The sequence below is a fragment of the Nocardia sp. NPDC050799 genome, assembly GCF_040654015.1.
Classification (GTDB): domain Bacteria; phylum Actinomycetota; class Actinomycetes; order Mycobacteriales; family Mycobacteriaceae; genus Nocardia.
This window is the reverse complement of the sequence record NZ_JBFAHF010000052.1, coordinates 1-11,996: the sequence shown is the minus strand read 5'-3', so window position 1 is coordinate 11,996 and position 11,996 is coordinate 1. Positions and strand designations below refer to the sequence as shown.

Here is an 11,996-nt window from a genome sequence, read left to right as displayed (position 1 = left end):
CGAATTGCCGCCGGTTTCGCCTACTTCTCCGCGCAGGTCCGGCACGCCGGCGTTCGGCGGCTCGCAACCGCGCAGTAGCGCTCCGCAGCGGACCGGCGTGACTCGACGGCGTCGGCACCCCACACCGAGCGAACCCGATCGGCGGCATCCTGACGATGCCCTGCCGCCGTGCCGGTCAGCTGGCGTGCAGCAGGCGGAACCGCGAACCGTGGAAGACGAGGGGTTCGCGGTCGGGGTGGATGGCCAGCCGGTTGACCCGGAGGATCACCACGGTGTGGTCACCGGCCGGGACATGCGCTTCGGGCGACCCTTCGATCCATACCGAGGCGCCCTGGATGAATACCGCTTCGCCGGTGCCCTCGTGCAGCTCCAGATCGCGGAAACGGTCTCCGGTCCGGGAGCTGAGCGAGCGCGCGGCCTCCTGCTGGTCGGTGCCGAGCAGACTCAGGCCGAGATAGCCGGCATCGACCAGCTTGGGCCAGGTCGAAGAGCTGTTCTGGATACAGAACGATACGAGCGGAGGGTCCAGGGAGACCGGGACGAAAGTGCTCACCGCCAGGCCGACCGGTTTTCCGTCGACCTCGGCGCAGACCGCGACGACCCCGCTCGGGAAGTTGGCGAAGGCACGCCGCAGGCCGGTGCCGTCGGCGGGGGTTTCGAAGACATCGTTCATGATCAGCCCTTCACTTCGAATGGGTTGCCGTGGCCGACAGCGCCTGCGCCACCGGACGCCACCGCTCGGCGTAGGCGTCCAGTACGCCGTCCTCGGCGAAGGTCCGGTCGGCGAGATACAACCCGGGCAGGGCGGTGGTCGCGCCCAGTTCCACCAGGACCGGTTTGAGCAGCAGATCGGGGGCGAGCGCGTGCGCGGGACCGGCACCCAGCATCAGGGGCACGGCCAGCACTCCGGCCAGGCCGGTACCGCCGTCGAACTGCTCCAGGAAAAGCTTCAGCAGACCGGTGTAGGTGGCCTTGAACGTAGGGCTGGCGAAGACGACCAGCTCGGCGGCGGCGACGGTGCGGACGGCCTCGGCGACCGCGGGGTCGCCCCAGCTCAGCAGGCCCGGTCCGAATTCGACGAGATCGATGACCGCCGGTTCGGTCTCCAGCCGCAACGCCGTGGCGAGGCCGACGGCCGCGGCGAGAGTTCGGGACGCCGGTTTCGGGTTACCGACCACAACTGCCACGGACACGCCGAAGCCTCCTGTCTCCGGCGCGGGCCGGACTCGACTGGTGCTGTGCTTCTCAGTGCACCATTCTCGGCCCCGCGGCGGGAGGGTTCGGCGCGGCGCGATCGGAACCGGTGGTCGGGGTGAGCACGTAGAGCCCCTGCAGAGACCGGGGCGAGCCCCGGTGAACAGGCCGGTCCGCGGCGGCCGGGAAGTATCCGGCCAGGCGCCCGCGACCGGCGACGACCAGGGTGAGGTCGGTGGACGCGGCGATCGCGCCCAGCGATTCCGGGGTCACCGATTCCACCAGGAAGGCGCCGCCGCGCTCCACGAAGGAGGTGATCCGGCCCGAGGTCTCGAAGGAACTGTCGACCGTGACACCGACATACCCGTCGAAGGCGATACGGCCGGTCGGCCGCGGCGCACGGGCGGGACGGCGCCCGCTCCCGGCCGGTCCCGTCGGCTGCGGGGCCACCGCGACGGCCCGGACACCCGGCCGGGTTCGACTGCGCAACGCGTTCTGGTCACGATCGCTGTAGAGGGCGACGTCGAATCCCGCGTCGAGCAACCCCAGGGCGGCGGTGACGCCCGCCGGGTCGGCACCTATCACCGCGGCCGTACGGGCCGCGGCGAAGGGCGGATTCTGTGGTGTCATGCAGGCATGCTGCTGGGAGGTGATTCCCGAAAGCAGTATTGCGCTCAGCGAGAATCATTTCCGCACGACTGCTACTGCGTCTTACCGAGACATTCGGTGACGATCTTGTTGGTCGCCGCCCGCGCTTTGTCGGCATCCTCCGGGCTCATGCCCAGAGTTTCCGGGTCCGCCATCCGGGTGTCGAATTCGTCGCTGACCATGGTCCGCAGTCCGTCCTGCGAAATGCCTTCGCCGATGTAGAGTTTCGCGGCGCAGTCGGCGAAGGCGGGGTCCTGGAGTCCCTTTTCCTGCAGGGATTTGGACAGGTCCGCTTCGGTCAGTGCCGGCGCGGAGTCGGTATCGCTACCGCAGGCCGCCGCGAACAGCGGCAGAATGACGAACGTCGCGGCAATCAGGGTCTTCCGCACCGGGTTCCTCTCTCAGATGTATCACACGGACGCCGCGTCGGCCGGGGAACAGCACCCACGGCCACCCACCGACGTCCACGCATGTGTGTAGTCGTACTCACATACGGCGTGCAACCCGGGGCCGGAATTCGGATGTGATTCACAGCCGCCGACCCTCTCAGTGGCTGGAGCGAGCCACGTCTACCTCGCGCCCGCGACCCGGCGCGGAGCCAACTGAGGGCCGGCGCCTGTTGTTAGTCTGGGGTCCGGAAGCGCGTCCCGATCGGAGAGCGGCGAATATGACGATCCTCGAGCACCATCGTGAAGGCCGCGGTGAACCGCTGGTGCTGGTCCACGGTGTCGGCAGCAGGTGGCAGGTCTGGGAACCGGTCATCGGCGCCCTGGCCGCCCACTACGAGGTGATCGCGGTGGACCTCCCCGGCTTCGGCGGTTCCGCCCCGCTCCCGCGCACCACCGTCGACACGCTCACCGACGCCCTCGCCGACTTCCTGGCCGAACAGGGCATCGAACGACCCCATCTGGCGGGTAATTCGATGGGCGGCGGCATCTCGCTGAACCTGGGCGCCCGCGGCCTGGCCCGCTCGGTCACCGCCTTCTCCCCGATCTTCTTCTGGGACACCGCCGGCCGGGTCTGGTGCCAGCAGTCGCTGGGCCGATCGAAGAAGATCGGCCGCATCCTCGGCCCCGCCATGCCCAAGGTGCTCGGCACCCCCGCCGGCCGGACCGCCTTCCTGAGCCTGGTCTTCGGCAAACCGTGGGCCGTCAGCGCCCAGGTGGCTCTCGACACCGCGCGTGGCGCGATCGACTCCCTGGGCTTCTCCCCGGCCCTGGCCTCGTTCACCGACGCCCGGCTGCACGACCCCACCGCGCTCGCCGAGGTCCCCGTGACGATCGCCTGGGGTAACCGCGACATCCTGCTCACCTATGCCACGCAGAGCAAGCGGGCCCGGGAAGTACTGCCCGGGGCCCGGCACATCACGCTCGCGGGCAGCGGCCACACACCCTTCTACGACGACCCGGAAGGCTGCGCGCGGGTGCTACTGGACTGGCTGCCCACTCTGCGCAACGACACCGCGTAACCCGCAGCCGAACCTCAGCGTCCCCGCCAGACCGGATCGCGTTTCTCCGCGAAGGCCAGTGCCCCTTCGGCCGCGTCCTCGGAAACCAGGGCGGGCAGCGCGATTTCACCCTGTTTGGCGAAACCTTCCGCCGCGGTCCAGTCCGGGGTCTCGTCGATGATCCGCTTACTGGCGGCCACGGCCAGCGGGGCGGCGGCCGCGATCTCACCGGCCAGTTCCAGCGCGACCTCCAGCGCCTCGCCCGGTTCGGTCACCCGGTTGACCAGGCCCAGCTGGTAGAGACGTTCGGCGCTGATCCGCCCACCGGTGAGCGCCAGTTCGGCGGCGATACTGCGCGGCAACCGCTGGGTCAGCCGCATGACGCCGCCGGCCGCCGCGACCAGACCGCGTTTCACCTCGGGCAGACCGAATTTCGCGTCTCGTGCGGCGACGATCAGGTCGCCGGAGAGGGCCAGTTCGAAACCGCCGGCCAGCGCGAAACCCTCCACCGCGGCGATCATCGGTTTCGCCGGCGGTTTCGCGGCGATGCCGAGGGGGCCGCGCCGCTCGGTCACCGGCACCTCACCGCGCGTCATGGCAATGAGATCCATTCCGGCGCTGAAGGTCCCTTCGGCGCCGGTGAGCACGAGGACCCGGGCCGAGTCGTCGGCCTCGAACTCGTCGAGTGCCGCCTCGATCGCCTTCGCGGTGGCCAGATCGATGGCGTTACGCGCCGCGGGCCGGTTCACCGTGAGCACGGTTATCGCATCGCACCGGTCCAGGAGCACGGTCTCGGTCATCAGGCGGTCCTCTCGTTACGCAGAATGAAACGGTCGGCGGCGGTGATCTCGATGGCGGCGCCCAAACGGTCGCCCGCGGTGACCGCCGCGATGGTCTCGCTGTCCGTCGCCCGGACAAGTATGCGGGCACCGGCGGGGTTCAGCGCACTCACCACAGCGGCTTCGGGTTCGTCGCCCGCGCTGCCCTTGCGGTATGGAACCGTGTACGCCTCGATCACCGCCGGACCGGTGTAGCCGGGTGCGGTCTCCCGCCGGGCGACCGGCACTTCGGCCTCCACCGGGTGGAACAGTCCGGCGGGGGGTTTCGCCGAGTAGACCCCCACCCCGTGTTTGGTGATGTACCAGCCGAGCGCTGTGGTCAGGCCGTAGTCGCCGGGGTTGCGCCGCAGGATCTCGGCCATGGTGGCGATGCCGTGGGTGCTGTAGTTGTTGCCCGGGCCGCCGCCGAAGGTCAGGCCGCCGGTCACGGTCAGGGGGCGCGCCGGATCGTCGATGCACAGCCCCAGCGCCGCCGCACCCACCTGCACCGCCACCGGGAAGCACGAGTACAGATCGATATGGGCGATATCGTCGATGCCGATTCCCGCCCCGCCCAGCGCCGCTCGGCCGGCCGCGGCAATGGCCGGGGACGCCGCCATATCCGTGCGTTCGGAGAGGAACCAGGTATCGGTGGCGGTGGCGCCGCCGTGCGGGAAAACCCACAGATCCCGCGGCACTCCGGCCGCGTCCGCCGCCGCGGCGCTGCACAGGATCAGCGCCGCGCCCTGATCGACCGTCAAGTTCGCCATCAGCAGCTTCGGGTACGGGGTGGAGACCATCCGGTTGTCGGGCCCGGGGGTGATCAGTTCGCTCACGTCGCGTTCCCGGGGCAACCACGCGTAGGGGTTGCGCGCCGCCACGGCGGAGAACCGCGACCAGAGCCCGCCGATACGGGCCAGATGGGTGTGTTCGTCGAGGCCGAGCCGATTGCGCATGGCGGATTCCATCAGCGCGTACACATAGATCGGGCCCCACAATCCGGCCGCGAGCTCCATCTCGGTGTTGGGGGCGTCGTCGGAGCCGACGATCTGATCGGGCCGGGCGTTCGCATCCTGCTCCGGCCAGCCCGGGTCGGTCCCGGACCGCTTCGCCACGTTCCACGAGGCGACCGATTCCGCCCCGCAGAGCAACGCGATATCCGACCGGCTCTCGGCGATTTCGCGGGCCAGCAGGTTGAGCAGCCGCTGCGGGGCATCTCCGCCGTAGGGGGCCGACTGCAGTGTCCGTTTCGGTGCGGCGCCCAGGTCGGCGGCGACGAGTGCGCCCAGGTCGGCATACTGGCGGCTCACCGGCGCCACCGAGGCGATCACATCCGCCGAACGCAGCAGCACGTCCCCGGTCCCACTGTCCGCGCCGGCCCGGCGCAGTGATTCGGCCGCCAGCTCGACAGGTCCGGGCAGGCTTGGTTCACCGGATCGGTGCACGACCTGTCCGACGCCGACGAGCACCGGTGTGCGCGGGTCCATTCCGGCTGGCAGCATGCGTCCTCCGCTTCCTCGCTGAAGTCTCCCGCTGAAATCGGCGGTTAACTTCCGATTAGACCATGGAGTGGTCTATGTCGCCCGGGGGATCGAAGGCCCGGGACCGTACCGCCGAAGACCGGAGACCGCTGCTACCGAGGCCGGAAATGACACCGGCGCCGAACCGCCGACAATGCGTCTGATCAGGCTCTATGCACTGATAACATGTCCGGGTTCTGCCAGCCAGTCGAAATGTTCCGTGTATCCATCGAGGCGCCACCCATATGCCGGCGGTGTCTTTGACATGACCCGGAGGTCCGACGGACTTGAAGAGAACCCGCTCGATACTTATTTCTGTGCTGGCGGGCGCATCGGCTGCACTGATCGCAGTCACCGCACCGGCCACTGCGAATCCCAACGCCATAAATCCGATTCCCGTACTCAACGGCACCAACGGCCTCCCACAGTTACACGGAGCCACTCGGGCCGTTTTCCAGGCGACCGGTATGGCGAGCCCGAACGGGACCCACAACTACAACATGCTCGGCACCGACCTGGGCATCATGTGGGACAACGGACAGGGCGAAATGCTGACCGCTTTCGGCGATACCGCCGGGGTCGGTTTCCCCAATCTTCTCGCGGGCAGTATGTGGGCTTGGCGCAGCAATGTTCTCGTACGCAGTCACACCCAGGATCCACGGCAGGGTATCTACTTCGACAGCGTCGTCAAGGATGTGTTCGGCCAGGCCAGGGACCTGATCCCCAGCCCGAAGATCCCGCTTCTGGAAATCAGCCGCATTCCGACCGCCGGTATCTCCATCGGCGGCGTGCAGTACATGAGCCTGATGTCGGTGAAAACGTGGGACACCCCCGGAGAATGGACCACCAATTACTCCGGACTGGCCGCTTCGGCGGACAACGGCGAAACCTGGGCCGATCTCGCCTTCACCCGCCGGCCCAACGAGGGCGCGAACCGCAATTTCCAGATGAACGCCTTTCTGAAAGACGGCGGTTACGTGTACGTCTACGGCACCGCATCGGGTCGCGACAATGCCGCCTATATATCCCGGGTCCGGGAGCCGGGTATCCAGGATCTGGCCGCCTACGAATACTGGGACGGCCGCATCTGGAAGCGCGATATCAATGCGGCACAGCCCATCATGCACGGCGTGGGGGAACTATCGGTGATGTGGAACGACTACCTCGGGCAATTCGTCTCCCTCACCACCGACCCCTTCAACTCGGTGGTCATGCGAACCGCGTCGTCACCGGCCGGACCGTGGAGTGAACCGCGGGTATTGATCGATACTCGTGAATTGCCCACGGCCTACGCGCCGTCGATTTTCCCCTACCAGACCGGGGACGATCTCTACTTTCTCACCACTCTGCACAATCAGTACAACGTGGTCCTGATGCGCACACAGCTGTGAGACTCCCCGTTCGATTCGAGCACACAGCTTGACCTGAACAATAGTTCAGGTATGAGGCTGGTTCGCGACACTCCACCGACACCTCAGGAGCCCTCGTGACCACCACCTCGAACCCGACCGGCGCCACCGAAGCGGTGCACGAGTGGCTGCGCGGCGCGGCGCAGCCCATACTCGGCACCGACGCCGCCGACACCGGATCGGACCTGCGGAAATTGACCGACCGCCTGGCCGCGGCCACGGTGGTCGGCCTCGGCGAATCCACTCGGTTCTCCCGGCAGACCTACGGTGTGCGGGATCGGATCTTCCGGGTGCTGGTCACCGAACACGGTTTCCGGACACTGGCCGTCCAGGACAACGCGCGGTCCGGTGCGCGGCTCGACGCATACGTCCGCACCGGTGCGGGAGATCCCCACCGGGCACTGACCGGCGCGTGGCGGCCGCTGCGCACGCGCGAAACCGTGGCGACCCTCGAATGGATCCGCGCCTACAACCTCGAACACCCCGGCGACCCCGTCGGCGTGCTCGGCGTGCAGCCACCGGCGGCCGAACCGGCCGACTACGACGAAGTACTCGCCCGGGTGCGCCACTGGGCGCCCGACCGGATGGCGGAACTCGAATCACATCTGGCGCCGATTCGTACCGCGCACCGGATCGACGAACACGTACAACGCCACCAGGGCATCCATCCCGGGCGCCCGTTCGCCGAAAACGCCCGCGCCGCGTTCGACCTGGTGGCATCGCTACCCCGCCCGGCCGGTACCGACGCGGCGGCCGAACTCACCACCGTCCTGGAGCTCCTGCGCTCGATCGTGGATTTCCACGAGCGCAGTGTGGCCGGCCGGGGTGGCTTCGGCGGCGGCGACCCGGACCCGGCGCGGCGGCTGATCGATCATCACGTGCACACCGGCGCCCGGATCGTGTACTGGGACGGCACCGCGCATACTGCGGCGACCGCGCCGAGTGCCGGTGCCGCGGCCGCGCAGCCGATGCGCACCGAGGGCGCCGGGCTGCGCGCGTATTTCGGTGCGGCCTACCGGTCGGTGGCGATCGGTTTCCATCACGGCGACCTCGGCATGGCGCAGGCGCCGGATCCGCTACCCGACCTGCTCGACGCCATCCTCGGCGCCGTGGATCTGCCCGCCTGGTTCGTCGATCTCGGCGATGACGCGCCCGCGGTGGTCCGGGCCTGGGCCACCGCCCCCGCCCGGTTGCGGGTGATCAGCGGCGTGTACGACCCGGCCCGCGACGAAGAAGCCCGCTTCCGGGTGGAATCACTGCGCGACGCCTTCGACGCGCTGATCCATATCCGCGAAACCACCCCGGTGCGATGGCTGCCCGAGAGCGGTACGGCCTGACCGATCGGTGATCCCCGGCCGCCTCCATACACTTGTCGGTATGAAGGCGGCCGAATGGGATGCGCGCTATGTACAGAGCGACCTGGTGTGGGGCGCACCCCCGAACAACACGGTGGTGGAGTTCGTACACGGTCTGGACCGGCGCGTTCCTCGCCTGCCCGGTCCCGACGGAGAGATACCGGACCTGCCGCGGGCACTCGACCTGGCCTGCGGCGAGGGCCGGAACGCGTTGTGGCTGGCCACGCACGGCTGGCGGGTACATGGCGTCGACTTCTCCCAGGTCGGTGTCGACAAGGGCCGCACCGTGGCGACCCGGCTCACCCGGTCGATCCGGGAGCGGATCACCTGGGAGTGCACCGACCTCACCGATCCGGCCCTCGACCTCGGCGGTCCGTGGGAGTTGATCCTGCTGGTTTTCCTGCACCTTCCGGCACTCGAACGCCGACGACTGCTCCGGCAGGCCGGCGCCGCGCTCGCACCCGGGGGCATGCTGCTGGTGCTCGGTCACCACAGCGAGAACCCGGCCCGGGGATACGGCGGCCCCCAGGACCCGGCGATCCTGTTCACACCGGAGGACGTGGTGGCGGACCTGGGTACCGATTCCGGGCTCGCAATCGACACGGCTCGGGAGGTACTGCGCCCGACCGAAGGCGGAGACGCGATCGATGCCCTGGTCGTGGCCCGGAAATCCATGCCGGAGCAGTAGCCCGGGTCCGGCGCCGCGACGCCCCACCCGGGCTCGTCCGGGCGACCGACCGCGGCGTCAGGAACTCCAATGCCGGAACCACGGCACAAGGGTCTCGGCAATGGTGTCGAAACCCTTCCGGAAGGAATGCGGCTGGCCCGGTATCACCCGCACCTCGGCGGCATCGGCGGCATCCGGGATACCGAACGGGTCGCTCCCGCCGTTGATCACCACTACCTCGACGGGGCCGGTGGCCACCAGTTCGTCGCGGCGGGATTTCTCCGGCTTCCCGGGCGGGTGCAGCGGAAACGATACGGCGACCACTCCACGCGCGCCGACTTCGACCGCGGTGCGGCACGCCACCCGGGCGCCGTTGCTGCGCCCACCCTGTACCAGCGGCAGATCCGGCCCGAGCCGCGCGCGCAGCGCGGCGATCAGTTCCACCCAGGCGCGGTCCTGGGGCTCGGGTTTGCCGGGTGCGCGACGCCCGGCCACCCGGTACGGCTGTAGCACCCGGGCCACCACACCACCGGCGGCCAGCGCGGTATCGCGCACTGTCGTGATGTCCGCGGAATCCACGCCGCCGCCCGCGCCGTGGGTGAAGACCAGCAGAAACGCCGGGACGTCCGGGTAGTCGATCTCGGCCTCCGCGGGCCCCGAGTCCGTTTCGATCCGCACGCCCAACCCTAACCGGCGAAGCCTTCTGCGAGAGGCGCACCGCACGCGGGTGAAGGCACGCCGACCAGGCCGTTATGTCCGCGACCCCGGCGGGCCGCCGACCGATACCGGACCGAAACCGCTGGTGGAGGCGTCGTACCTGTTCCGCGCATCACAATGCGGCGCGACTCCGTTGCCGACTGCCTTACTCGTCGGTAATATAATGAATAAGTTACCCACGAGTAGCCTGTCGTTACACGGCAGCTACCCGACGGCAACCGACGGGCGGGAACGGTACGAACACCGACCGCACCCCGACTCAACGGAGAGTGAGTATCACAATGGGTCATTACAAGAGCAACGTCCGCGACCTGGAGTTCAACCTCTTCGAGGTACTCGGCCTGGGCAGCATTCTGGACTCCGGCGCCTACGGCGATCTCGACGCCGACACCGTCAAGGAGATGCTGAACGAGGTGCGCCGGCTGGCCGAGGGACCGCTGGGCGAATCCTTCGCCGACGCCGACCGCAACCCCCCGGTCTTCGACCCCGAAACTCATACCGTCTCCATCCCCGAATCGTTCAAGAAGAGCTACCGCACCCTGCAGGAAGGCGGCTGGGACTCCTACGCCGTCGATCCCGAGCTCGGCGGTATCGACTTCCCCCGCGCCGCCTACTGGGCCATCGCCGAACTGGTGCTGGGCGCCCAGCCCGCGGCCTTCATGTACGCCGCCGGCCCCGGCTTCGCCAACATCTTCTACAACAACGCCACCGAAGAGCAGAAGAAGTGGGCCAAGATCGCCGTCGAGCAGGGCTGGGGCGCCACCATGGTGCTCACCGAGCCCGACGCCGGCTCCGATGTCGGCGCCGGCCGCACCAAGGCGGTACAGCAGGAGGACGGCTCCTGGCATATCGAGGGCGTGAAGCGCTTCATCACCTCGGCCGACTCCGATGACCTCTTCCCGAATATCATGCACCTGGTGCTGGCCCGCCCCGAAGGCGCCGGCCCGGGCACCAAGGGCCTGTCGCTGTTCTTCGTACCGAAGTTCCACTTCGACCACGAGACCGGCGAACTGGGCGAGCGCAACGGCGTCTTCGTCACCAATGTCGAGCACAAGATGGGCCTGAAGGTCTCGGCCACCTGTGAGGTCACCTTCGGCGGCCACGGTGTGCCGGCCAAGGGCTGGCTCGTCGGCGAGGTCCACCAGGGCATCGCGCAGATGTTCGAGGTCATCGAGCACGCGCGAATGATGGTCGGCACCAAGGCGATCGCGACACTGTCGACCGGTTACCTGAACGCACTGGACTACGCCAAGCAGCGTGTCCAGGGCGCCGATCTCACCCGGATGAGCGATAAGACCGCGCCGCGCGTCAGCATCACCCACCACCCGGATGTGCGCCGCAGCCTGGCCACCCAGAAGGCCTACGCCGAAGGCCTGCGCGCGGTGTACCTCTACACCGCCGCCCACCAGGACGCCGATGTCGCGGCCGCCGTCTCCGGCGCGGACGCCGACACCGCCGCCCGCGTCAACGATCTGCTGCTGCCGATCGTCAAGGGCGTCGGCTCCGAGCGGGCCTACCAGTACCTCACCGAATCGCTGCAAACCCTGGGCGGTTCCGGGTTCCTGCAGGACTACCCGATCGAGCAGTACATCCGCGACGCGAAGATCGACTCGCTGTACGAGGGCACCACCGCCATCCAGGCCCAGGACTTCTTCTTCCGCAAGATCGCCCGCGATCGCGGTGTGGCCCTGGCGCACGTCGCCGGCCAGATCCAGAAGTTCATCGACGCCGAAGCCGGCAACGGCCGCCTCAAGGGTGAGCGGAAACTGCTCGCGACCGCGCTCGAGGATGTACAGGCCATGGCCGCCACCCTCACCGGACACCTGATGGGTGCCCAGGAGCAGTCCGACGAGCTGTACAAGGTGGGCCTCGGCTCGGTCCGCTTCCTGCTCTCGGTCGGCGACCTGCTCATCGGCTGGCAACTGCTGCGCCACGCCGAGGTCGCGGGCGCGGCCCTCGACGCGGGCGCCGAAGGCGCGGACAAGAACTTCTACCAGGGCAAGGTAGCCGTGGCACAGTTCTTCGCCCGCAACATCCTGCCCGAACTGACCGCCACCCGCGCTGTCCTGTCGAACCTCGACAACGACATCATGGAGTTGGACGAAGCCGCCTTCTGAGTTTTTGGCGGCGCCTCCGGCGCCGCGGGGGTTGAGGCCCCCTTGGTCTCGCCGTTTCGGCCTCGAGACTCGCGCCTGCGGCGCATGCACTTCGAGGCCGAAAC

Annotated in this window: 12 protein-coding genes; 5 read left to right on the top strand and 7 right to left on the bottom strand. The window is 68.5% G+C overall.

The genetic code is table 11. The annotated features are described in order from the left end of the window. Positions 1–175: 175 nt before the first annotated feature. The 4 genes from AB0H42_RS32830 to AB0H42_RS32815 all read right to left on the bottom strand — a co-directional run bounded on the left by AB0H42_RS32830 (position 176) and on the right by AB0H42_RS32815 (position 2,231). Positions 176–673: a flavin reductase family protein gene (locus AB0H42_RS32830; RefSeq protein ID WP_357063040.1), complete on the bottom strand. Its 498-nt coding sequence runs from the start codon at positions 671–673 to the stop codon at positions 176–178. Positions 674–683: 10 nt separating this feature from the next. Next, positions 684–1,193 carry an NAD(P)H-dependent oxidoreductase gene (locus AB0H42_RS32825; RefSeq protein WP_357063038.1) on the bottom strand — a complete coding sequence of 170 codons (510 nt, stop codon included), beginning with the start codon at positions 1,191–1,193 and terminating at the stop codon, positions 684–686. Between the two features lie 52 nt (positions 1,194–1,245). Continuing rightward, entirely contained in the window at positions 1,246–1,824 is a 579-nt protein-coding gene (locus tag AB0H42_RS32820) for a hypothetical protein (protein WP_357063037.1), read from the bottom strand. Between the two features lie 71 nt (positions 1,825–1,895). Then, entirely contained in the window at positions 1,896–2,231 is a 336-nt protein-coding gene (locus AB0H42_RS32815; protein ID WP_357063036.1) for a hypothetical protein, read from the bottom strand. A gap of 278 nt (positions 2,232–2,509) precedes the next feature. On the opposite strand from AB0H42_RS32815, the gene AB0H42_RS32810 reads away from it, so the two are divergent. After that, positions 2,510–3,310 carry an alpha/beta hydrolase gene (locus tag AB0H42_RS32810; protein WP_357063034.1) on the top strand — a complete coding sequence of 267 codons (801 nt, stop codon included), beginning with the start codon at positions 2,510–2,512 and terminating at the stop codon, positions 3,308–3,310. Between the two features lie 14 nt (positions 3,311–3,324). On the opposite strand, the gene AB0H42_RS32805 is transcribed toward AB0H42_RS32810, so the two are convergent. Then, complete coding sequence (locus AB0H42_RS32805; RefSeq protein ID WP_357063032.1) at positions 3,325–4,089, bottom strand: crotonase/enoyl-CoA hydratase family protein; 765 nt, start codon at positions 4,087–4,089, stop codon at positions 3,325–3,327. After that, positions 4,089–5,609 carry an acetyl-CoA acetyltransferase gene (locus AB0H42_RS32800; protein ID WP_357063031.1) on the bottom strand — a complete coding sequence of 507 codons (1,521 nt, stop codon included), beginning with the start codon at positions 5,607–5,609 and terminating at the stop codon, positions 4,089–4,091. The genes AB0H42_RS32805 and AB0H42_RS32800 overlap by 1 nt, the downstream gene beginning before the upstream one ends. Before the next feature lie 305 nt (positions 5,610–5,914). Here AB0H42_RS32800 and AB0H42_RS32795 point away from each other — a divergent pair, with 305 nt between their 5' ends. From AB0H42_RS32795 to AB0H42_RS32785, 3 genes are all read left to right on the top strand, one after another. Then, positions 5,915–7,018: a DUF4185 domain-containing protein gene (locus AB0H42_RS32795; protein ID WP_357063029.1), complete on the top strand. Its 1,104-nt coding sequence runs from the start codon at positions 5,915–5,917 to the stop codon at positions 7,016–7,018. 95 nt (positions 7,019–7,113) lie between these two features. Further along, positions 7,114–8,373: an erythromycin esterase family protein gene (locus tag AB0H42_RS32790; protein WP_357063028.1), complete on the top strand. Its 1,260-nt coding sequence runs from the start codon at positions 7,114–7,116 to the stop codon at positions 8,371–8,373. Between the two features lie 40 nt (positions 8,374–8,413). After that, complete coding sequence (locus AB0H42_RS32785; protein ID WP_357063027.1) at positions 8,414–9,079, top strand: class I SAM-dependent methyltransferase; 666 nt, start codon at positions 8,414–8,416, stop codon at positions 9,077–9,079. A gap of 57 nt (positions 9,080–9,136) precedes the next feature. On the opposite strand, the gene AB0H42_RS32780 is transcribed toward AB0H42_RS32785, so the two are convergent. Continuing rightward, positions 9,137–9,736 carry an alpha/beta family hydrolase gene (locus AB0H42_RS32780; RefSeq protein WP_357063025.1) on the bottom strand — a complete coding sequence of 200 codons (600 nt, stop codon included), beginning with the start codon at positions 9,734–9,736 and terminating at the stop codon, positions 9,137–9,139. Between the two features lie 320 nt (positions 9,737–10,056). Between AB0H42_RS32780 and AB0H42_RS32775 the strand changes: the two genes are divergently transcribed. Further along, entirely contained in the window at positions 10,057–11,892 is a 1,836-nt protein-coding gene (locus AB0H42_RS32775) for an acyl-CoA dehydrogenase (protein WP_357063080.1), read from the top strand. The last annotated feature ends 104 nt before the right edge of the window (positions 11,893–11,996 follow it).